The organism is Streptomyces sp. NPDC051555 (assembly GCF_044454405.1).
Taxonomy (GTDB): domain Bacteria; phylum Actinomycetota; class Actinomycetes; order Streptomycetales; family Streptomycetaceae; genus Streptomyces.
Map to the genome: position 1 here is coordinate 1 of NZ_JBITDP010000005.1, position 21,152 is coordinate 21,152.

Consider the following 21,152-nt stretch of genomic DNA (forward strand, 5'->3'; position numbering starts at 1 on the left):
CACTCGGTAGCGCTGGTGACCTGCTCTCCGAACCGAGCCGAACCCGGCCTGCCCTGCCCGCTCGACAAGTAGCCCCGCGGAAGGACTTTGGTCCCGTCGCCGGCATGGCCGAAGGTCCTCGGGCTCACTCCAGGGGGGCACCGTACTTGGTAAGCCACAGCTTCTCGTACTCCGGCCCGAGCATCGCGGCGTAGTCCCGCATCCGCTGAGCCACCCGCAGCTCCTCGGCATCCTCAACGTCATCCATCCAGTCAGCCATGACCTACTCCATCCCCGGGGTGTACTTGCGGCGCCGGGACGGCGCGGCCTGAGCCGGCTTCTGGACCAGAGCCAGCATCTTGTCCGCCTGCTGCCGAGACTGGCGAGCCTCAGCAATCGTAGGGTGGAGGACGAACACACCGTGGCGATTACCGCCCGGAATCATCTCCATGCGCTTTTGTTTCGATGGATTTCTCGCACACTTCGAAACTTCGAGAACATTTTGAAGTGGATCCTGACCTCGTGTTCGCCCGTGACGGCTTCAAGCTGCACCGGGGCGAGGCAGGGGGCCCACAGGACCCCGAGAAGGTCTCTGCCCGCTGGAGGACTCTGCGGACGCGTCTGGGGCTGCCGGAGGACTTCCGTATCCACGACTGGCGGCACAGTAAGGTCACGAACGATCTGGAGGCCGGGGAGAACCCCGTAGAGGTCTCCGCGAACGTCCGGCACCACTCGCCGGGCTACACCATGGCCCGGTACGGCCACAGCAGGAAGAACGGGGCGCGGCGACTGGCCGCGTCCAGCGCGGGCCGTCTCGGCCTGTCCGCCCTGGTCTAGGGCAAGATCGCTGGGCTGTTGGTCACGTGGTTGGTCACGCCACACCCCAGAAATGCAAAAAACCCCAGATCAACTGGAGTCTCTGCTGGTGTCCGAGGGGGGACTTGAACCCCCACGCCCGATAAAGGGCACTAGCACCTCAAGCTAGCGCGTCTGCCATTCCGCCACCCGGACAAGGTGGTCGGCCGCGGTTTCCCGTGGCGACAAGGACAACCATAGCAAAGCTTCGGAGTGCTCCCCGCCCATATAAATGGTGGTCAGCAGCCTGCGGGGCGGCGCACCGGGCGTCGGACTCCCGTGCGGCCGTCGGGCGCACAGCCTGTTGCGCTGCTGGTACGCGCAGTGCAACACGCCGTGCGCCCGACGGGCCCGATGGAGTCACGGGCAGTGGGTCACGCGCGGAGTCACGGGCAGTGGATGACCTGGCCCGCGTAGGAGAGGTTGCCGCCGAAGCCGAAGAGCAGGACGGGGGCGCCCGAGGGGATCTCGCCGCGCTCGACCAGCTTGGAGAGGGCCATCGGAATGCTGCCGGCCGAGGTGTTGCCCGAGTCGACGACGTCGCGGGCGACGACCGCGTTGACGGCTCCGATCTTGGCGGCGAGCGGCTCGATGATGCGCAGGTTCGCCTGGTGCAGGACGACTCCGGCGAGGTCCTCCGGGGTGATCCCGGCGCGCTCGCAGGCCTTGCGCGCGAGCGGCGGCAGCTGGGTCGTGGCCCAGCGGTAGACGGACTGACCCTCCTGGGCGAAGACCGGCGGGCTGCCCTCGATGCGGACGGCATGGCCCATCTCCGGTACCGAGCCCCACAGAACGGGGCCGATGCCCGGCTCCTCGCAGGCCTCGACGACCGCGGCGCCCGCGCCGTCACCGGTGAGCACGCAGGTGGTGCGGTCGCTCCAGTCGGTGATCTCGGTCATCTTGTCGGCGCCGATGACCAGCGCGCGGGTGGCGGACCCGGCGCGGATGGCGTGGTCGGCGGTGGCCAGGGCGTGCGTGAAGCCCGAGCAGACGACGTTGATGTCCATCACGGCGGGGTTGCCGCCCATGCCGAGCTTGGCGGCGACGCGGGCCGCCATGTTGGGCGAGCGGTCGATCGCGGTCGAGGTCGCGACGAGAACGAGGTCGATGTCGTCGGGGGTCAGCCCCGCGCTCGCCAGGGCCTTGCCCGCGGCCTGGAAGGCCAGCTCGTCCACGGGCTCGTCGGGACCGGCCATGCGGCGGGTCTTGATCCCCACCCGGGAGAGGATCCACTCGTCGTTCGTGTCGACCATGGCCGCGAGGTCCTCGTTGGTGATCACTTTCGCGGGCTGGTAGTGCCCCAGAGCCACCACGCGTGAACCGGTCATGGGCAGGATCCCCCTCGTACGGCAGTCAGGATCACCCAGCTTCGCCTGCTACTGACCGGTACGGGGGCGCGTGACCCGACAGGTTCGTGCGGCGGAATTTGGAGATTCCGGAGGATCTTCCTGCGGAGCACGTGTATGGAGCGATACGGGAGAATGGACCTGACAGGCCGGTGCCGGCCTCCGGACCGGCGAGAACGAGAGAACGGGTGGGCTGATCACCATGGGACGGGTCACCGAGCGTCGCCGCGTCGTCCGGATCCGGGACGGGGTGGTCGGGACGCGCCCGGACACCCTGGTCGCCGAGGAACCGCTGGAGATCCGGCTGAACGGGAAGCCGCTGGCGATCACCATGCGCACCCCCGGCGACGACTTCGCCTTGGCGGTGGGCTTCCTGGTGAGCGAGGGCGTGCTGGCGCACGCCTCGGACGTCCGCGCGGTGACCTACTGCGAGGGTCAGGCCGAGGACGGCAGCAACACCTACAACATCGTCAACGTCCAGCTCGCCGCCGGGGTTCCGGTACCGGACATCACACTGGAGCGGAACGTCTACACGACGTCCTCCTGCGGGCTGTGCGGCAAGGCCAGCCTGGACGCGGTGCGCACGGCGAGCCGCTTCCCGGACATCGGCGCGGACCCGCTGCGCATAGCGGCGGACCTCCTCACGGAACTGCCGGACCGGCTGCGCGCCGCGCAGAAGGTGTTCGACAGCACCGGCGGGCTGCACGCGGCCGGGTTGTTCACGGCGACGGGCGAACTGGTGGACGTGCGCGAGGACGTGGGCCGCCACAACGCGGTGGACAAGATCGTCGGTCGGGCGCTGCGCGAGGGTCGGCTGCCGCTGGCCGGGTCGGTGCTGCTGGTGTCGGGCCGGGCCTCCTTCGAACTGGCGCAGAAGGCGGTGATGGCCGGGATCCCGATGCTGGCCGCCGTCTCCGCGCCCTCCTCGCTCGCCGTGGACCTCGCGGTCGAGTCGGGACTCACCCTGGTCGGCTTCCTGCGCGGCCGGAACATGAACGTCTACGCGGGCGAGGAACGGATCCTGCTGCCCGAGCCCCGGTAGCGGCGCGGACCATCACCGCGGGACCGCCACTGCGGACCGCCACTGCGGACACTGCTACGGACCACTGCTACGGACCAAGACTGCCGACCACCACTCGGGAAAGTTAGAAGGTATCACGCAAACTATTGCCCTTCGCTGCGATGGAGTTATATCCTCTAACCATCGATTGAGCCACTAAGTGAGGGGAACTCCATGTCCGACATCCGCCGCCAGGGCGGCATCCGCGCCGCCCTGTTAGCCGCGCCGCTCGCCATCGGCCTGCTCGGGACCACCGCGGCCCCCGCCGGGGCGGCCTCCGTGTCCGACCTCCACCTCCGGCCCGCCGGGTCGCTGACCTGCCGCGGGGTCGGCGTCGACCCCGACGCCCGCGTGCGACACCGGGCCGAGATCCTCATCGACGCACCACTGAGCACGGTCTGGAAGCTCCAGAGCGACGTCGAAGGCTGGCCCGCCTGGCAGGCTCCCGTGACCACTGCCGAACGCCTCGACCACGGCCCCCTCCGCAGGGGCTCGGCCTTCCGGTGGACCACACCGGTGCCCCCCAACCCGACTCCGGCACGGAGCCTGGAGATCACCTCGACGATCGAACAGCTCAGCCCTCGTTCCTGCATACGCTGGACGGGACCCGCGGTCGGCGAGGGACTGCACATCGACGGCGTGCACGTGTGGACCTTCACCGCGACCCGCGACGGGGTCCGGGTCACCACCGAGGAGACCCATACCGGCCCCCAGGTCGACGCCGACGTCCCCACGGCGACCGCCCTCCTCCGCCAGGGCCTCGAAGCGTGGCTGAAGGACCTCAAGACCACCGCCGAAGCCGGGGCCACCACCGAAGCCGGAGCCGGAGCCGGAGCCGGAGCCGGATCCGACCGCGGCGTGTCAGCGCTGATCCGAGGGGGGCCGTGACGGGAGCGTCGGCCGGGCGGCGTATTCGTCGGTGAGGATGCTGCAGGTGCACCAGTCACCCGCGCACGGAGCGCCCGCTTCGGCTCCATAGGGGCCGAGACCGGCCATGACCGCGAGCACCTGCGCACGTTCCGGGGCGCTCAGCACCGGGAGCGCCGACCGGGGCGAGAGCTGCCAACCGGTCGGGGCATCGTCCACGTCAGCGATGACCTGCGCGTCGTTGAACAGGGTGTACAGGGGATGCTCGGGAAAGTCATTGAGGCGCAGGACCAGCCAACGCCCCTCGACCCGCGCCGCGTAGAGGAAAACACCGGTGCCCGTGCTGTGCCACGCGACCTGCGCGGGCACCGCGGGGAGACCGCTCATCACCAGAGCTCCGGGGTCGGGAGGGACTGACCGAACGGCTCGGCGCACGGTCGGCCGGCCAGCCGATCGGTCAGCCATCCGGCCAGCCGATCAGTCAGTCGGCCGGCCAGCCGATCGGTCAGTCGGTCAGTCGGTCAGTCGGTCGGTCAGTCGGTCGGTCGTCGGTCCCACGGCTAGAGTCTGCGGCCGCGGGCGGTCTTCTTCGGGGCGGGGGGCTCGATGCGGTGCAGGTCGAGGGCGTCCGGCGGGAGGGCGATGCCGGGGCCGCCGGCCAGGGCCCAGTCGACGATGTCGTCGGTCGCGGTGTCGTCCATGACCCAGCCGAACCAGGTCGCGCGGGCGCCCCTGCGGCGGGCCTCGGTCGCGGGCTGCACGACGATCACGTTGGCCTGCGCGCAGGGGCCGAGGCAGTCGACGGTACGGACGGCGAGGCGGCCTTCGGAGTCCTCGGCGGCCGCGCGGAGCCGGGCCAGTTGACCGGCGTGGTCGGTCCCGGGGTTCTTGCGCGGGTCGCCGCAGCAGCAGCCGCGGCACACCACCAGGGTGCAGGGGCGTTCGGCGCGGGCGGAGTGGGGGCGTATCCAGGTCACCGACGCACGTTACCGGGCCCCGGGGGCGGGGTGTTGGGCCGTACGGGAGACCTCCACCACACGGTCGGAGGGGAGTTCGGGGTCCGCGTCGGCCGCCCGGCGGCGGGCGAGCACGGCGCAGACCATCAGCTGCATCTGGTGGAAGAGCATCAGCGGGAGCACCGCGAGGCTCGCCTGCGCCCCGAACAGCACGCTGGCCATCGGGAGTCCGGCCGCCAGGCTCTTCTTGGACCCGGCGAACTGGATGGCGATCCGGTCCGCCCGGTCGAAGCCGAGGCGGCCGGCGCCGTACCAGGTGACCAGCAGCATGACGGTGAGCAGCGCCGCTTCGACCGCCATCAGGGCGCCGAGCCGTGCCACGCTCACCTGGTGCCAGATCCCGGCGACCATGCCCGCGCTGAAGGCGGCGTAGACGACGAGCAGGATCGAGCCGCGGTCGACGTAGCCGAGGACCGCCCGGTTGCGGGTGAGGAAGCCGCCGACCCAGCGGCGGAGCGACTGACCGAGGAGGAACGGCAACAGCAACTGCAGGACGATCTTCAGCAGGGAGTCGAGGGAGAAGCCGCCCGCGTCGTGGCCGAGCAGCCCGGCCGCGAGGAGCGGGGTCAGGAAGATGCCGGCGAGGCTGGAGAAGGATCCGGCGCACATGGCGGCGGGCACGTTGCCGCGGGCTATGGAGGTGAAGGCGATCGAGGACTGGATCGTCGAGGGGACCAGGCAGAGGAAGAGCAGGCCGCTGTAGAGCGGGGGTGTCAGGAGGGTGGGGACCAGGGCCCGAGCGGCCAGGCCGAGCACGGGGAAGAGGACGAAGGTGCAGGCCAGGACGGCGAGGTGGAGCCGCCAGTGGCGCAGGCCGTCGAGGGCCTCGCGGGTGGACAGCCGGGCCCCGTAGAGGAAGAAGAGGAGCGCGACGGCGGCCGTGGAGGCACCGTCCGCGACGGGCGCGGCCGCGCCGCGGGCGGGCAGCAGCGCGGCGAGGGCGACGGTGGCGAGCAGGGCCAGGACGTAGGGGTCCAGCGGGAGCCAGGAGGGCAGCGTGGGCATCTGCGGGCGGCGGCGCATGGCGGTACTCACTCACTTGCTCTCGGGCACTGGTTGTCAGGCACTTGCTGTCGGGCACTTGCTGTCGGGCGGGGTCGCGGCCGGGTGGTCGCGCCGCTCCTTCATGGTCGGGGGCACGGTGGCCATCGGGAAACATGCACACCGCTCTGACTGTCATCACGATTTGCGATAGCGTGGAGAGCCATGACCGGTATGACGGGCATGTACGACCCGGTGCAGTTGCGTACGTTCCTCACGGTGGCCCAGACGCTGAGCTTCACGCAGGCCGCCGGGCGCCTCGGGGTGCGCCAGTCCACGGTGAGCCAGCACGTGCGGCGGCTGGAGGAGGCCACGGGGCGGCCGCTGTTCCTGAGGGACACGCACCGCGTGGAGCTGACCGAGGACGGCGAGGCGTTGCTCGGCTTCGCCCGGACCATCCTGGCGGCGCACGAGCGGGCGGCCGCCTTCTTCAGCGGGACCCGGCTGCGCGGGCGCCTGCGGTTCGGGGCGTCGGAAGACTTCGTGCAGACCCGGCTGCCGGAGATCCTGGAGGGGTTCCGGCACGAGCACCCCGAGGTGGACCTGGAGCTGTCGGTGGAGCTGTCCGGGACCTTGCACGAGCGCTTGGACGCGGGGCGCCTCGATCTGGTGCTGGCCAAGCGGCGCGGGCCGGGGGACGAGCGGGGGCGGCTCGTCTGGCGGGACCGGATGGTGTGGATCGGTGCGGCCGGGCTGCGAGTGGATCCGGACCGGCCGGTCCCGTTGATCGTCTACCCGCCGCCCGGGATCACCCGGGCCCGGGCGCTGGAGGTCCTGGAGCGGGACGGGCGCGCGTGGCGGATCGCGTGTACGAGCGGCAGCCTGAGCGGTCTGATCGCGGCGGCCCGGGCCGGGCTCGGAGTGATGGCCCACACCCGCGGGCTGATTCCGCCCGGCCTGGTCCCGGTCGCGGACCGTGCGGGGCTGCCGGAGCTGGGGCGGGTGGAGTTCGCGCTGCTCCAGGGGCGCCGCCCGACCCCCGCCGCGGACGCCCTGGCCACCGCCATCCTCACCGGCCCGGCCCGCCTGACCCGCCCGGACTGACGCCCCCACCGGGAGGCCCCCGTGAACATGAGCGACGTCGGCAACGCCTATTTCCTCTACTCCGTGATCGCCGGGTTCGACCGGATCGCGGACGACCTCGCCGAGTTCCTCGACCTCCCGCGACGCTCGGTCCACCGTTTCGACGAGTCCGGACAGCCTGGTTTCGTGTAGGCCGAGTCGCCGTCGTAGCGGGCGACCGGGCCGCGCCGCTGTTCGGCGCCGCGGATCCCCGAGAACCGGGCACGGCCGCCCCCCGTACGAACGGCCGTGCCCGCTCGGCCCCCGTTACCGGGCCGCCCGGCGGGGACGTGGCGTGCGGGGGCGCGATCAGCAGGCGCTCACGTATCCGACCCAGTCCAGGGGTGCGTGACGGTCCTCGCTGTAGCCGCCGGGCGAGGTCCAGCCGAGGCGGCCGCTGCGGTCGTAGAACTTCATGCGGTAGTTGGACGGCTGCTGGTTCTGCCAGGAGCCCGTGCCCCACCAGGGGTTGCCCACCTTCCCGCACTCGTACATCCGCACGAGTGCGCCCTCGAAGTTCTCGTACTGGTACAGACATGCCCAGCCGCGGTAGCAGGGTTCCCCGAGGATGCCCGCGTCCGAGACCTCGCGAGCCTGCCTCTCGCCCGGCAGGGGCAGGATCAGCGAGGCCTTGTGATCGAGGTCGATCTTGTTCACGCCCACCTGCTCGCCGCCGGTGGCCCGCAGCGCCGCGTCGATCCGGCGCTGGAGCTCATCGGCCTGGCTGTCGTTCAGACCCGCCGTGCGGGCCTGTGCCGCGAACGGGGCCCGTGCCTGCTCGGCCGTGTTGCCTGCTGCCGCCTGTGCCGGGCCCGCCATGGCCACTGCTCCGAGAAGTACGGCGCCGAGTGCGGTCAGCCGCGTACGCATGCGCATCGATGACATGGGTCTCCTGTCGTTGTCCGATGGGCCGGTCCCGGTGGGCGTGACGCACGCACAGAGCCGGGCCGGGCTCGGGGCAGGGAGCTCGTTCGGCGCCCCGTCCCGCCGAGAACCCTTCGCGGGACGGGAGTTGGCCGGGAGCCACCGGACACGAGTGCGCTGGTCAGGACGCTCGAAGTCGCGGACAACGGTGTTGTCCGCGGACAACCCGCCCGCGAAGGGCCGACCGGCGATCCCGGCCGATCTTCAGCCAGTGACGCAGTTCCTGACTCCTGATGCCGGTGGAGGTGCGGCCGGTAGCTGGCTGACCGCCCGGTCGACGGCAACGGCCACTGCGGGAAGTGCGACGGGGGGCATCCTCATCCCGCTCGTGCTCGGTGCGCTGACCATGGGTGGGGCGTTCGCCTCCCATGCGGTCAGGGACTCCGCGCGCTGCGGAAACGCCGACAGGCGCGCGTGCGCCGGCACGCCGCCGTGGGGGCACGGGTACCGCAGGACGAACTGCTCCGTCCGCTCGCGCCCCGCCACCCGTGCGCGCAGCGCGCAGGTCTCGTGGAGATTCGCCGCAGGTCTTCCCCGTGGGGGCGTTCGCGCCTTGGTACTCCCCGCTGACCAGTGATGATGGCGGCGAAAGCGGTCTCCCGGACCCCCTCCCCCCGGGACCCGACCTGGGGTACCGTCACCGGCGCTGTACGGAGCGGAGTCGTGCCGAGAGGAGTCGGCTGTGCGCGAGATGACCGTCCCACCCGTCGTGACGGCCGCGCCCGTCGGGGGCCTGGCCGATGCCGTCTTCCAGTACGCCCGCGAGGACCCGGACCGGGTGGTGCTCGGCCGCAAGACCGACGGGGTTTGGCAGGACGTCACCTCGGCGCAGCTGTGCGCGCAGGTGCTGGAGCTGGCGAAGGGCCTGCTGGCGCAGGGGATCCGCTTCGGTGACCGGGTCGGCATCATGGCGCGCACCCGGTACGAGTGGACCCTCTTCGACTTCGCGCTCTGGGCGGTCGGCGCGCAGCCCGTGCCCGTCTACCCCACGGCCGCCGCCGACCAGGCGTACTGGATCCTCTTCGATTCCGGATGCACGGCCGTGGTGGTCGAGGACGAGAACCAGGCGATGACGGTGGGTTCGGTGATCGAGGGCCTGCCGCAGCTGCAACGGCTGTGGCAGCTGGACGCGGGCGCCCTGGACCAGCTGGTCGCGGACGGGCGGGGGGTGTCGGACGACGTCGTGCACCGCCACCGCGGCGCGGTCACCCCGGACGCCGTGGCCACGGTCATCTACACCTCGGGCACCACCGGCCGCCCCAAAGGCTGCGTGCTGACCCACGCCAATTTCATGTACGAGGCGGACACCCTGGTGACCCGCTGGGAGTCGGTGTTCCGGGCGAAGTCGGGCGAGGAGCCCTCCACCCTCCTCTTCCTCCCGCTCGCCCACGTCTTCGGGCGGATGGTGGAGGTCGCGGCGATCCGGTCCCGGGTCAAGCTCGGGCACCAGCCGGTGCTGGCAGCGGCCGAGCTGATGCCCGACCTGGCGGCGTTCCGGCCGACGTTCGTGCTGGGGGTTCCGTACGTCTTCGAGAAGGTGTTCGCGGCGGCTCGGCGCAAGGCGGAGGCGGAGGGGCGCACCGGTCCCTTCGACCGGGCGGTGGAGACGGCCGTGCGCTACGCCGAGGCCCGTGAGCAGAAGGCGTTCGGCAGCGGTCCCGGCCCGTCGGCGACGTTGCGGATGGAGCACCAGCTCTTCGACAAGCTGGTGTACGGGAAGGTCCGCGAGGCGCTGGGTGGCCGCATCCGCTACGCGATGTCGGGCGGCTCCGCGATGTCGCGGCGGCTCGGGCTGTTCTTCGACGGCGCGGGGGTCACCGTCTTCGAGGGCTACGGGCTGACCGAGTCCTGCGCCGCGGCGACCGCCAATCCGCCGGGGGCGACGAAGTACGGGACGGTGGGCCACCCGATCCCGGGCACCTCGGTGCACATCGCGGACGACGGAGAGGTCTGGCTGAGCGGGGCGCACGTCTTCTCGGGCTACCTCAACGACCCGCCGTCGAGCGGAGCCGCGCTGCGCGGGGGCTGGTTGGCGACCGGGGACCTGGGGCGGCTCGACGCGGACGGCTACCTCACGATCACCGGGCGGAAGAAGGAGATCCTGGTGACCTCCAACGGGAAGTCGGTTTCGCCGACGGTGTTGGAGGAGCGTGTGCGGGCGCACCCGCTGGTGTCGCAGTGCGTGCTGGTGGGCAACGACCGCCCGTACATCGCCGCGCTGCTGACACTGGACATGGAGGGGGTCGCGCACTGGTTGGCGATGCGCGGCCGCCCGCAGCTGCCCCCGGCCGAGCTGGTGCGGGACGAGGACCTGATGGCGGAGGTGCGGCGGGCGGTGGTGACCGCCAACACCCGGGTGTCACAGGCGGAGTCGATCCGTACCTTCCGGCTGCTGCCCGAGCAGTTCAGCGAGGAGCGGGGGTTGCTGACCCCTTCGCTCAAGCTCAAGCGGCGGGCGATCGAGGCGGCGTACGAGCAGGAGGTGGCGGCGCTCTACCAGCGCTGACGGGCTCCCCCACGGCACCCCAACGGCAACCTGACGGTTCGTCATTTTACTTGTCATTGATATTGACGAGTCGTCAGGTGCCGCACAGAATGCGGGGATTCCGACCGGAGGGGACTCCATCCATGCTGCGTCCGATCCGCACCCTCGCCGCTGCCGCGGCGGTCCTCGCGCTCGTCTCCGCCTGCAACTCCGCTGCCAAGAACACCTCCTCGCCCTCCGGTACGGGCTCGACCACGAGCGCCGGAGCCGCCCGCGGGGTGAGCGGCACCTCGATCAAGGTCGGCGGCATCGTGTCGATGACCTCCGCCAGCGGCTACAGCAAGAAGGACACCGACCTCGGGGCGAAGGCGCGCTACCTGCGGGCCAACGCGGAGGGCGGGGTGAACGGACGGAAGATCGACTACATCGGCGCGGAGGACGACGGCCAGGACCCCGCCAAGAACCTGGCGGCCGCCCGCAAACTGGTGCAGCAGGACAAGGTGTTCGCCGTCTCCCCGATGAGCTCGGTGACCTTCTCCGGCGCCGATTTCCTGGAGCAGCAGAAGGTCCCCACCTTCGGCTGGGGCACCACGCCCGCCTTCTGCGGACCGAAGCACATCTACGGCTTCAACGGCTGCCTGGTCCCCACCCCCGGCGGCACCCTGAACCAGACCTGGCCCGAGGGCATCGGCCAGGTCCTGGGCGGGGCGAAGGGCAAGTCCGTCGCCGTCATCGCCAATGACAGCGACGCGGGCAAGTTCGGCGTGCGGACCTTCTCGCAGGGCTTCGCGAGCGCCGGCTTCACCGTCTCCTACGCCAAGGCGAGCGTACCGGGCACGGCCGTGCCGAGCGACTGGTCGGCGTACGTCAAAGACATCCTCTCCGCCAACGGCGGCAAGGCGCCCGACGCCGTCGTCTCCGTGATGCAGACCCCGAACAACATCGGGCTGTTCACCGCCCTCAAGCGCGCCGGCTACCAGGGGCTGCTGTCCGACCCGACCGACTACGACCCGGGGTTGCTCGCCAAGGACGCGACCAAGCAGGCCCTCGACGGGGTGTACGTCCTGCTCCAGTTCGAGCCCTTCGAGTCGCCGGACGCGAAGATGGCGCAGTTCAAGGCCGACATCAAGGCCGCCTCGGGCGGCAAGGAAGTCCCCCTGAACATGCACATGTTGACCGGGTACATGTCGGCGGACCTCTTCGTGTCGATCGCGCGGAAGGCGGGCCGGGAGCTGACCGTGGACTCCTTCCAGGCCGCCGCCCAGGGCTTCTCCGACACCGGGACCCTGGTCGGCGACCGGGCCGAGCCGCTGGGGCAGAAGAACAGCTTCGGCTGCGGGGCGCTCGTACAGCTCAAGAACGGGGCGTACGAGGTCTCCGTACCGTTCAAGTGCTACGAACCCATCCCCTTCAAGTAGGGGCAGCCCCATGGTCGATCTGCTCCTCTTCGTACTGAGCGGTCTGGTCTCCGGCGCCCTCTACGCGCTGCTGGCCACCGGGCTGGTGCTGTCCTACTCGGCCTCCGGCCTCTTCAACTTCGCGCACGGCGCCACCGCCTACCTGTGCGCGCTCACCTTCTACGAGCTGCACTCGGGGCTCGGTTGGCCGGCCGTCCCGGCGGCCCTGCTCGTCGTCCTCGTCCTGGCCCCCGGTCTCGGCTGGGGGCTGGACCGGCTGATGTTCCGGCGCCTCGCCCGGGTCGGGGAGAGCGCGCAGATCGTCGCGACCATCGGGCTGCTGGTCGCGCTGCCCGCCGCCGGGCTGTGGGCGGTGGGCCTGCTGGCGGACGCGGGCGCCGACGTGGTGCCCGCGGAGAACCAGTTCGGGCTGCCCGGAGTGGGTCCCAGCCCCGCGCGGTCCTGGGAACCGCTGCCCGGGGTCGGCATCGACTCCGACCAGCTGATCACCTGGGTGGTGACGGCCGTGGTGGCGGTGGCCCTGTGGGTGCTGATGCGCCACACCCGGCTCGGGCTGCGGCTGCGCGCCTGCGTCGACGACCGCTCGCTGACCGAGCTGCGCGGGATCGGCGCCGACCGCCTCTCCTCGATCGCGTGGATGATCGCCTCGGGACTGGCCGGGCTCGCCGGGGTGCTCGCCACTCCCCTGCTCGGCCTGTCCGCGCACGACATCACCCTGTTCCTCTTCGTCTCCGCGACGGCCGCGGTCATCGGGCGGTTCGTCTCCGTACCGCTCGCCTTCGCGGGCGGGCTGGGCCTGGGCGTCCTGCAGAACCTGGTCGCCGGGTACGCGACCTTCACCGACCGGATCACGGGCTTTCGGACGGCGGTCCCCTTCCTGATCCTCTTCGTCGGGCTGCTGGTGCTGACCCGGCGGGCCCGGACGGCCGGCACCGCCGCGGCCGACGCGCCCCCGCCGGACCACCTGGCGGGAGCCCCGTGGCGGCGGCGCTGGGGGCCGTGGGCGGCGGGCGCGGTGCTCGTCTGCGTGGCGCTGTACACCGTGACCACGCCGTTCTGGAGCGGGCTGATCGCCCAAGGGCTGGCGATCGCGCTGGTGTTCATGTCCTTCACCGTGCTCACCGGGCTCGGCTCGATGGTCTCGCTCGCCCAGGCCACCTTTGTGACCGGCGCGGCGCTGGTGGCCGGGCTGCTGATGAGCCACGGCTGGCCCTTCTTCCTGGCCCTGGCGGCCGGCACCGTCGCGGCCGCCGCCCTCGGCGCGCTCGTCGCGCTCCCCGCGCTGCGGCTCGGCGGCCGGTCGCTGGCGCTGGCGACCCTCGCGCTGGCCTTCCTGGCCGACCAGGTCCTCTTCCAGCTGCCGTGGCTGCGCAACGGGGACACCGGCTGGGCCGTGCCGCGGCCCGTGTTCGGGCCGGTGGACCTCTCCGACGACCGGGCGATGGGCGTGGCGCTGATGGTGCTGGTGGCGCTGGTGGCCGCCGCCCTGAGCGCGCTGCGCGGCTCCCCGTCGGGGCGGGCGATGCTCGCCGTACGGTCCGCCCCCGCGGCGGCCGTGGCCTCGGGGGTGTCCGTGCTGCGCACCAAGCTGCTGCTGTGCACGGTGTCGGCGGGGCTGGCCGGCTTCGGGGGCGTGCTCTACGCCTCGTACAACACCCGGATCACGGCGACCGACTTCACCGCGCTGACCGGGCTGGTGTGGCTGGCCGTGGTGGTGGCGGCGGGGGTGCGCAGGCCGCAGTACGCGGTGGTCGCCGGGCTCGTCTTCGCGGTGGCTCCGCGGGTCCTGGCGGACTACGTGACCACCTCGACCTATCTGCCGGTGATCCTCTTCGGGCTGGCCGGGGTCGCCCTCGCCAACGATCCGGACGGGTACTGCGCGGCGCTCCCGGGCCGCCTCGCCCGCCGGCGCGCGGCCGCCCGTACAGCGGCCGCGGCCGCGGCGACGGCGGATCCCGCACCCGGTGCGGCGGCGGAGCCCGCGCCCCGCGCGCCCGACCCGGACGCCGCCCTCCAACTGCGCGGGGTGCACGCCGGCTACGACGGCGCGGCCGTGCTGCACGGGGTGGACCTCACCGTGCGGCGCGGGGAGATCCTGGCCGTGCTCGGTCCCAACGGCGCCGGGAAGAGCACCGCCTGCAAGGTCGCCGCCGGGCTGCTCGGGGCCTCGGGCGGGGCCGTGTACGTCGGCGGGCGCGACGCGACCCGCGACGGACCCGTGCGCCGGGCCCGGGCCGGGGTGCTGCTGGCACCGGAGGGGCGCGGGATCTTCCCCTCGCTCACCATCGAGGAGAACCTCGCCCTGTACCTCCCCGACGCCCGCGCCCGACAGGCCGTGTACGCGCGCTTCCCCCGGCTGCGCGAGCGCCGCGCGCTGGCCGCCGGGTCCCTCTCCGGCGGGGAGCAGCAGATGCTCGCGCTCGCCCCGCTGCTCCAGCGACCGCCCGAGGTGCTGATCGCGGACGAGCCCTCGCTCGGGCTCGCGCCCCGGGTGGTGGAGGAGGTGTACGGGCTGCTCGCCGAACTGCGCGACGCGGGCACGGCGCTGCTGCTGGTGGAGGAGAAGGCGGCCGAGATCCTCGGCATCGCCGACACCGTCGCCTACCTGTCCCAGGGCCGGGTCTCCTGGTGCGGACCGCGCACCGAGGTGGAGGCGGACCGGCTCACCGAGGCCTACCTGGGGATCGGCACATGACACGGATCACGACGGCGGGAGCGACCCGGGCCCCCGCGCCGGACGGGGGCCCGTACGTCCTGGAGGCCCGCGGGGTCAGCGTGCGCTTCGGCGGGGTCCGGGCGCTGACCGGGGTATCGCTCGGCGTCCGGGCGGGCGAGGTGTGCGGGCTGATCGGGCCGAACGGGGCGGGCAAGACCACCCTCTTCGACGTCCTGTCGGGCATCCGGCGGCCGGACGACGGCCGGTTGCTGCTCGACGGGGCGGACGTCACCCGCCGCTCCCCCGTCTGGCGCGCCCGGCACGGGATGCGCCGCACCTTCCAGCGCCAGCAGCTCTTCGGACAGCTCAGCGTCGCCGACAACCTGTTGGTGGCCCAGGAGTGGCGGGGCGGGGGCGGCGGGCTCGTCGCGGACCTGGTCGGCTCGCCGACCAGGCGCCGCCGCGAGCGCGAGCGGCGGGCGCGGGCGGAGCGGGTGCTGGCCGACTGCGGGCTCGGGGCGCTCGGGGCGCAGTACGCGGGCGGCCTGCCGGTGGGCCGGGCCCGCATGGTGGAGCTGGCCCGGGCCGTCGCGGACCCGCCCCGCGTGCTGCTGCTGGACGAGCCCGCCTCGGGGATGTCGGCGCCGGAGCGGGAGCAGCTGGCCGCGGTGGTGCGCCGGCTGGCCGCGGAGGAGGGGTGCGCGGTGCTGCTGGTCGAGCACAACGTGGCGTTCGTGATGGAGCTGTGTGCCCGGGTGGTGGTGCTGGACCTGGGAACGGTGCTGGCCGAGGGCACGGCGGCGCGGGTGCGGGCGGACCCGCGGGTCCGGGAGGCCTACCTGGGCGGCGCGTGAGGCGGCGGGGCGCGTGGGGCGGGAATAGAGTGCCCGCGCGGCCGGTTGTCGCCGCTCGTACGGCACCTCGGGCCCGTACGACCGAGGGGCCCGCGCGGGTTCCGTACGACCGCAGCACCGCACCAACCGCACCGAGTCGAGGGAACGACCAGACGTGAACCAGGTCCCCACCATCAAGCTCAACAACGGCACGCTCATGCCCCAGCTCGGCTACGGCGTCTGGCAGATCCCGGACGCCGAGGCCGAGCGGGCCGTCGGGAGCGCCCTGGAAGCCGGGTACCGCAGCATCGACACGGCCTCGATCTACGGCAACGAGGCCGGCACCGGCAAGGCGCTCGCCGCCTCGGGCCTGCCCCGCGAGGAGCTGTTCGTCACCACGAAGCTGTGGAACGGGCCGTCCGAGACCTGGGGCCGCGACAACGTCCTGCGCGAGTTCGACTCCTCGCTCGCCAAGCTCGGCCTGGACCACGTCGACCTGTACCTGATCCACTGGCCGCGCCCGATGCGCGAGGACTACCTCGCCATCTGGAAGACCTTCGAGGAGATCGCCGCGAGCGGCCGCGCCAAGGCCGTCGGCGTCTCCAACTTCGGGCAGCCGCAGCTGGCGCGCCTCGCCGCCGAGAGCTCCCTGGTCCCGGCCGTCAACCAGGTCGAGCTGCACCCGCTCTTCGCCCAGGCCGAGCTGCGCGCCGTGCACGCCGACCTCGGGATCGCCACCGAGGCCTGGTCCCCGCTGGGCCAGGGCAAGGAACTGCTGACCCTGCCGGCGGTCGCCGCGGTCGCCGCCAAGCACGGGCGCACCGGCGCCCAGGTGGTGCTGCGCTGGCACCTCCAGCTCGGGAACGTCGTGATCCCGAAGTCGGTCACCCCGGCCCGCATCCGCGAGAACCTGGACGTCTTCGGCTTCGAGCTGGACGCCGAGGACCTCGCCGCGCTCGACGCGCTGTCCACGGCGGGCGGGCGGATCGGCCCCGACCCGGTCGGCTTCGACGCCTGAGCCGCGTGTACCTCATCCGGAACGTCGCCAGCGGTCTGCTGCTGGAGGTCGAGGGCACGTGGCGGGTGCGCGTCGGGCCACAGGGGCCGCCGCCCCTGCCGGACGCCCAGCGGTGGGAGGTCGCGCCGGTGCACAGCGGCGGCGCGGTCTTCCACGTGGTGAGCGCGCTGAACGGCAAGCGGCTCGACGTCGCGAACGCCTCGACGGAGAGCGGCGCCCGGGTCCAGCTGTGGCGGGCGAACGCCTTCGGCGCGCAGGAGTGGCTCGTCGAGGAACACCTGGACGCGCCGGGCGTGGTCTCCCTGGTCGCCTGCATCAGCGGGCTGCCGTTGGAGGCCGCCGAGGACGGCCGGGCCCGCCAGGCCGAGGACACCGACTCGCCGGCCCAGTGGTGGCGGTTGGAGCCCGTGTGACGTCCGCGGGGCGGGGCGGCGCCACCGGCTCCGCCCCGCCCCGCGGTCCTCACGCCCGGGCGAAGGCCAGGACCCGGTAGCCGGGATCCGCGCGCGGCCGGTCCGGATCGGGCAGCGCCGCCAGCTCCGCCGCGAGCTGCGCCGCCGTGACCCCGCGCGGGCCGACCCGCGAGGCGAAGCGGCCGGCGAGCAGGTCGGCCGCGGCCTGGCGCGGGGTGCGGCCCTGGCCGTGGCCGGTGAAGGCGGCCCCCGCGTACGGGCGCAGGCCCGCCGCGGCGGCGTACGCCGTCACGTCCGCGCTCGCATCGGCCGGAGCCGGGGTCAGGTGCGGGGCGAGCACCGCGTCGATGTCGCTGCCCACGTCGTGCGCGGCGTCCTTGTCCACGGTCGTCACGAACGCCCCGCCGGGGCGCAGCACCCGGGCCGCTTCGGCGACCAGAGCCTCCACCGCGCCCGGTGCGCGCAGCAGGTGCAGCAGCCACACGGCGCCGACCGCGTCCAGCGCGGCCGTGCGCACGGGCAGCCGGGTGCCGGAGGCGAGGATCACGGGGACCCCGCGCTCCGCGGCCCGCGCGGCCATCCCGTACGAGCTGTCCGCCCCGAAGACCCGCAGGCCCGGCCGGGCGAGCCGGGCGGTGACGATGCCCGTGCCGCAGCCGAGGTCCAGCAGGGTGCGGGTGCCGGGCGGCAGCAGGCCGAGGAGGGCTTCGGCGGCGGCCTCGGCGCGCGGGGCTCCGCCGCGGGTGGCGTCGTAGTCCCGGGCCTGCGCGTCGTAGTCCAGCAGCGGTTTCGCCAGGTGGGCCGGATGGGGTGGGTGGGCCGGCATCAGCTCGCGCCGTGGGCGGGGGCGAGGGCCTGTACGCGCTCGGCGAGTGCGAAGTCGGTCTCGGTCACCGCGTCGCCGGCGCTGTGGGTGTTCACCGCCAGGCGGACCGTGTTGTAGCCCAGGCTCAGGTCGGAGTGGTGGTTCAACTCGTCCTGGACGGCGGCGATGTGGGCGACCAGGGCGCTGGCCGCGATGTGCGTGCCGAGCCGGTACGTGCGGACGATCCGGTCGTCCTCGAAGGCCCAGCCGGGGAGTTCCCGCAACCGGTCCTCGATCTCCTTCTGCGACAGCGGCTGACTCGACATGCGCCGGCTCCTTTGTCCCCGTGACGTGGAGTCAAGGTTCGCACAGCGCACGCCGGAGCGAACCGTTCGTGCGGTGGCGCGCCCGGGTTAACGTCACTCGTATGACGACGTCCGTGGGACCCCTGCTCCGCTCCTGGCGGGAGCGGCGCGGCATCAGCCAGCTGGAGCTGGCCGGCCGCGCCGATTCTTCCGCCCGGCACATCAGTTTCGTCGAGACCGGCCGGTCCCGGCCGAGCGAGGAGATGGTGGTCCGGCTGGCCGAGCGGCTCGACGTGCCGGTGCGCGAGCGCAACGCCCTGCTGCTGGCCGCCGGTTACGCGCCGCGTTACCCGCACACCCCCCTGGACGCGCCGCAGATGGCGGCGCTGCGGGAGGGGCTGGATCGGATACTGGCCGCCTACGAGCCCTATCCGGCGCTGGTGGTGGACGGTACGTACACGGTCGTCGCGGCCAACCGGGGCATCGCCGTCCTGCTGGACGGGCTGCCGGAGCACCTGCTCGCGCCGCCGCTGAACGCGATGCGGATCACCTTGCACCCGCAGGGGCTGGCGCCGCGGATCCAGAACCTCGTGGAGTGGCGGGGGCACCTGCTGGCCCAGATGGAGCGGCAGGTCGCGCTGGCCCGTTCGGAGCCGCTGCGCGCGCTGTACGAGGAGGTGGCGGCGTACCCCGTCGCGGGTCACTCCGATCCCATGGACCCGGGGGATCCCGCCGACCCTGCGGCGGCGCCCTTCGCGCTCCCGCTGCGGATCGTGCACGAGGGGCAGCCGCTGTCCTTCGTCTCGACCATCGCCACCTTCAACACGCCCATGGACGTGACCGTCGCCGAGCTGGCCATCGAGACCCTGCTGCCGGCCGATCCGGCGACGGCGAAGTACCTGCGTTCACTGGGTACTTGAGGTCCTCGTCACCCACTGGAGGACGGCGAAGGCGGCGACGACCGCGGCCTGCGCCGGGATCCACACCAGCCCGGCGGTCGTCGGGTCGAACCACAGGGCGAGCGAGAGCAGACTCAGCACCACCCAGGCGCAGTTGATCTCGATGACCGCCATGACCAGGGCCGGGGCCGGCCGGCCGCGGGCGGCGAGCAGGCCGACGGCCGCGCCGTACCCGGCCAGCAGGACGCCGAGCACCAGCAGCGGGGTGCGCTCCACCCCGAGCAGCTGGGCGAGCGGTCCGGCGAGGAGGGCGTAGGCCAGCCCGTTGGTGCCGGTGACGACGGCGTCCAGGGCCAGGACCCGGCGCAGCGGGGTGAGCGGCGCGCGGGTGGTGAGCGGGGTCGCGGACATGACGGATCAGCCTCCGTGGGGTCGGGGAGTTCGGGCGGGGCGGCGGGTACGGGTCCCGGAAGCCGGCTCCCGGGCCGCAGTGCGGCGGCCCGGGAGCCGGTGCCCCCACTCTCCCGTCCGCCGCCCGCCGGGTCGATTACCCCGCGGGTCATGCCCGCCGGACACCCCCTACGCCGCGGCGCCGACCGTTTCCCGGGCAGCCGCGGCCTCGCCCGTCAGGATCTTGAGGCGGCCCGCGAAGAAGACCATGACCGCGCCCGTGGCGATCACCGCGGCGCCCTGCCAGAGGAAGTTCAGGCTCTGGCCGATCACCGCGTCGAGCCGGGGCAGCTGGGCGCCGATCGCGTCGCCGGTGGCGGCGGCGAGGAACCAGACACCCATCATCTGATTGGTGAAGGCGCGGGGCGCCAGCTTGGTGGTGACCGAGAGGCCGACCGGGCTCAGGCACATCTCGCCCATGACCTGGATCACATAGACCCCGACCAGCCACATCAGGGAGACCTTCACCCCGGTGGAGGCGATGGCGGCGGCGCCCGACATGACCACGAAGGAGGCACCGGTCAGCAGCAGGGCCAGGCCGAACTTGAGCGGCGTGCTCATGTGACGGCCGCGGCGCACCCAGAACGCGGCGAACACGGGGGCCAGGACGATCACGAACAGGCTGGGCAGGGACTGGGTCCAGCTCGCCGGCACGTGCCGGCCCAGCAGGCTCAGGTCGGTCTTCTGGGCGGCGAAGAGGTTCAGCTCGTTGCCCATCTGGTCGTAGACGAGCCAGAAGAGGGTGGCGGCCAGGAAGAGCCAGACGTAGGCGCGCAGCCGGATCCGCTCGACCGGGGTGATCTTGGGGCTGCGGTACATCGAGAGGAGCACGCCCGCCGGGACGACGACGGCGACGAGGGTGAGCACGAAGGTGATGTTGTCGATGCTCAGAGCGTGCCCGGCGGCCAGCAGGGCGATCAGGACGGCGGTGAAGACGACGCCGTAGGTGCCGGTGCGGCGCACCCGGCGGCGCTCGGCCGGGGTCAGCCGGACCACCGGCTCGGCGCGCAGCTGCGCGGTGAGGCGGCGGCCGCCGAGGACGTACTGGAGCAGGCCGAGGGCCATGCCGACGGCGGCGGCGCCGAAGCCCAGGTGCCAGTTGACCTCCTCGCCGAGGTAGCCGACGACGATCGGGGCGATGACCGCGCCGAGGTTGATACCCATGTAGAAGATCGAGTAGCCCGCGTCGCGCCGCTGGTCGTCGTCGGCGGCGTAGAGCCGGCCGACGAGTGCGGAGATGTTGGGCTTGAGCAGGCCGGTGCCGATGACGATCAGGACCAGGCCCGGCCAGACGAAGGCCGGGTCGGGGACGGCCATCAGGACGTGCCCGGCCATGATGACGACGCCGCCCCACAGGACGGCGCGGCGGGCGCCGAGGAAGCGGTCGGCGATCCAGCCGCCCGGGAGCGCCAGCAGCGAGATCATCGCCATGTAGACGCCTTCGACGGCCTCGGCGGTGCCCTCGTGGAGGCCCATGCCGCCGTGGCCGCGCGAGGCGGCGAGGAAGTGGACCAGGATGGCGACCATGCCGTAGAGGCTGAAGCGCTCCCACAGCTCGGCGAGCACGAGGGTGGCCAGTCCACGGGGGTGGCGGCCCCGGCCCGCACCGGTGGCGGGCGCGCCCGCCCGCCGGTCCGGCTCGGGCGCGCGACCCTGCTTCTGCATATCCATCGATCCGTTCACATATTCAGTGCAGCGCCCCGGTGGGGCGTCCCGGATC

General features: G+C 72.7%; 22 protein-coding genes and 1 tRNA gene. 12 read left to right on the forward strand and 11 right to left on the reverse strand.

Going from position 1 to position 21,152, the window contains the following annotated elements:
• Window positions 1-124: 124 nt before the first annotated feature.
• Window positions 125-259: a hypothetical protein gene (locus ACIBEA_RS13185; protein ID WP_399260161.1), complete on the reverse strand. Its 135-nt coding sequence runs from the start codon at window positions 257-259 to the stop codon at window positions 125-127.
• Window positions 260-486: 227 nt separating this feature from the next.
• On the opposite strand from ACIBEA_RS13185, the gene ACIBEA_RS13190 reads away from it, so the two are divergent.
• The gene (locus ACIBEA_RS13190; protein ID WP_399260162.1) at window positions 487-816 is read left to right on the forward strand and encodes a hypothetical protein; all 330 of its coding nucleotides are present in this window, start codon (window positions 487-489) and stop codon (window positions 814-816) included.
• An 86-nt stretch (window positions 817-902) separates the two neighbouring features.
• Here ACIBEA_RS13190 and ACIBEA_RS13195 read toward each other — a convergent pair.
• Window positions 903-990 (reverse strand) — tRNA-Leu (locus ACIBEA_RS13195).
• Between the two features lie 230 nt (window positions 991-1,220).
• On the reverse strand, window positions 1,221-2,162 hold the full coding sequence (locus ACIBEA_RS13200) for a beta-ketoacyl-ACP synthase III (RefSeq protein WP_399260164.1): 942 nt from the start codon (window positions 2,160-2,162) through the stop codon (window positions 1,221-1,223).
• A gap of 220 nt (window positions 2,163-2,382) precedes the next feature.
• Here ACIBEA_RS13200 and fdhD point away from each other — a divergent pair, with 220 nt between their 5' ends.
• Window positions 2,383-3,222, forward strand: coding sequence for a formate dehydrogenase accessory sulfurtransferase FdhD (gene fdhD / locus ACIBEA_RS13205; RefSeq protein ID WP_399260166.1), 840 nt, complete (start codon window positions 2,383-2,385; stop codon window positions 3,220-3,222).
• 192 nt (window positions 3,223-3,414) lie between these two features.
• A complete protein-coding gene (locus tag ACIBEA_RS13210; RefSeq protein ID WP_399260168.1) occupies window positions 3,415-4,128 on the forward strand; it encodes an SRPBCC family protein in 714 nt (237 codons plus the stop codon).
• Here ACIBEA_RS13210 and ACIBEA_RS13215 read toward each other — a convergent pair.
• From ACIBEA_RS13215 to ACIBEA_RS13225, 3 genes are all read right to left on the reverse strand, one after another.
• Window positions 4,102-4,494, reverse strand: coding sequence for a hypothetical protein (locus ACIBEA_RS13215; protein WP_399260169.1), 393 nt, complete (start codon window positions 4,492-4,494; stop codon window positions 4,102-4,104). The genes ACIBEA_RS13210 and ACIBEA_RS13215 overlap by 27 nt on opposite strands.
• A 173-nt stretch (window positions 4,495-4,667) precedes the next feature.
• Complete coding sequence (locus ACIBEA_RS13220) at window positions 4,668-5,084, reverse strand: (2Fe-2S) ferredoxin domain-containing protein (RefSeq protein WP_399260171.1); 417 nt, start codon at window positions 5,082-5,084, stop codon at window positions 4,668-4,670.
• A gap of 9 nt (window positions 5,085-5,093) precedes the next feature.
• Window positions 5,094-6,146, reverse strand: coding sequence for a bile acid:sodium symporter family protein (locus ACIBEA_RS13225; protein ID WP_399260803.1), 1,053 nt, complete (start codon window positions 6,144-6,146; stop codon window positions 5,094-5,096).
• 201 nt (window positions 6,147-6,347) lie between these two features.
• Here ACIBEA_RS13225 and ACIBEA_RS13230 point away from each other — a divergent pair, with 201 nt between their 5' ends.
• Window positions 6,348-7,208 (forward strand): LysR family transcriptional regulator, encoded by an 861-nt coding sequence (locus tag ACIBEA_RS13230; protein ID WP_399260805.1) that lies wholly within the window; start codon window positions 6,348-6,350, stop codon window positions 7,206-7,208.
• Window positions 7,209-7,229: 21 nt separating this feature from the next.
• Window positions 7,230-7,379, forward strand: a complete 150-nt coding sequence (locus ACIBEA_RS13235; RefSeq protein ID WP_399260173.1) for a hypothetical protein — start codon at window positions 7,230-7,232, stop codon at window positions 7,377-7,379.
• Window positions 7,380-7,535: 156 nt separating this feature from the next.
• Here the strand turns inward: ACIBEA_RS13235 and ACIBEA_RS13240 are convergent, their stop codons facing one another.
• Window positions 7,536-8,111, reverse strand: a complete 576-nt coding sequence (locus ACIBEA_RS13240) for a hypothetical protein (RefSeq protein ID WP_399260175.1) — start codon at window positions 8,109-8,111, stop codon at window positions 7,536-7,538.
• A gap of 721 nt (window positions 8,112-8,832) precedes the next feature.
• On the opposite strand from ACIBEA_RS13240, the gene ACIBEA_RS13245 reads away from it, so the two are divergent.
• From ACIBEA_RS13245 to ACIBEA_RS13270, 6 genes are all read left to right on the forward strand, one after another.
• Window positions 8,833-10,656 (forward strand): AMP-dependent synthetase/ligase, encoded by a 1,824-nt coding sequence (locus ACIBEA_RS13245; protein WP_399260177.1) that lies wholly within the window; start codon window positions 8,833-8,835, stop codon window positions 10,654-10,656.
• 122 nt (window positions 10,657-10,778) lie between these two features.
• Window positions 10,779-12,053 (forward strand): ABC transporter substrate-binding protein, encoded by a 1,275-nt coding sequence (locus tag ACIBEA_RS13250; protein WP_399260179.1) that lies wholly within the window; start codon window positions 10,779-10,781, stop codon window positions 12,051-12,053.
• Window positions 12,054-12,063: 10 nt separating this feature from the next.
• Entirely contained in the window at window positions 12,064-14,748 is a 2,685-nt protein-coding gene (locus ACIBEA_RS13255) for an ATP-binding cassette domain-containing protein (RefSeq protein WP_399260181.1), read from the forward strand.
• Window positions 14,745-15,563, forward strand: coding sequence for an ABC transporter ATP-binding protein (locus ACIBEA_RS13260; protein ID WP_399260183.1), 819 nt, complete (start codon window positions 14,745-14,747; stop codon window positions 15,561-15,563). Before ACIBEA_RS13255 ends, ACIBEA_RS13260 begins: the two co-directional genes overlap by 4 nt.
• A 154-nt stretch (window positions 15,564-15,717) precedes the next feature.
• Window positions 15,718-16,560: an aldo/keto reductase gene (locus ACIBEA_RS13265; RefSeq protein WP_399260185.1), complete on the forward strand. Its 843-nt coding sequence runs from the start codon at window positions 15,718-15,720 to the stop codon at window positions 16,558-16,560.
• A 5-nt stretch (window positions 16,561-16,565) separates the two neighbouring features.
• Window positions 16,566-16,973, forward strand: a complete 408-nt coding sequence (locus ACIBEA_RS13270; RefSeq protein WP_354383167.1) for an RICIN domain-containing protein — start codon at window positions 16,566-16,568, stop codon at window positions 16,971-16,973.
• A 49-nt stretch (window positions 16,974-17,022) separates the two neighbouring features.
• On the opposite strand, the gene ACIBEA_RS13275 is transcribed toward ACIBEA_RS13270, so the two are convergent.
• Together ACIBEA_RS13275 and ACIBEA_RS13280 are read right to left on the reverse strand one after the other, a co-directional pair.
• Window positions 17,023-17,757 (reverse strand): class I SAM-dependent methyltransferase, encoded by a 735-nt coding sequence (locus ACIBEA_RS13275; RefSeq protein WP_399260807.1) that lies wholly within the window; start codon window positions 17,755-17,757, stop codon window positions 17,023-17,025.
• 41 nt (window positions 17,758-17,798) lie between these two features.
• Window positions 17,799-18,104, reverse strand: a complete 306-nt coding sequence (locus ACIBEA_RS13280) for a 4a-hydroxytetrahydrobiopterin dehydratase (RefSeq protein WP_399260187.1) — start codon at window positions 18,102-18,104, stop codon at window positions 17,799-17,801.
• Window positions 18,105-18,205: 101 nt separating this feature from the next.
• Between ACIBEA_RS13280 and ACIBEA_RS13285 the strand changes: the two genes are divergently transcribed.
• A complete protein-coding gene (locus ACIBEA_RS13285) occupies window positions 18,206-19,003 on the forward strand; it encodes a helix-turn-helix domain-containing protein (protein WP_399260189.1) in 798 nt (265 codons plus the stop codon).
• Here the strand turns inward: ACIBEA_RS13285 and ACIBEA_RS13290 are convergent.
• Window positions 18,989-19,393, reverse strand: a complete 405-nt coding sequence (locus ACIBEA_RS13290; RefSeq protein WP_399260191.1) for a hypothetical protein — start codon at window positions 19,391-19,393, stop codon at window positions 18,989-18,991. The genes ACIBEA_RS13285 and ACIBEA_RS13290 overlap by 15 nt on opposite strands.
• 168 nt (window positions 19,394-19,561) lie before the next feature.
• The gene (locus tag ACIBEA_RS13295; protein ID WP_399260193.1) at window positions 19,562-21,097 is read right to left on the reverse strand and encodes a peptide MFS transporter; all 1,536 of its coding nucleotides are present in this window, start codon (window positions 21,095-21,097) and stop codon (window positions 19,562-19,564) included.
• Window positions 21,098-21,152: the final 55 nt, after the last annotated feature.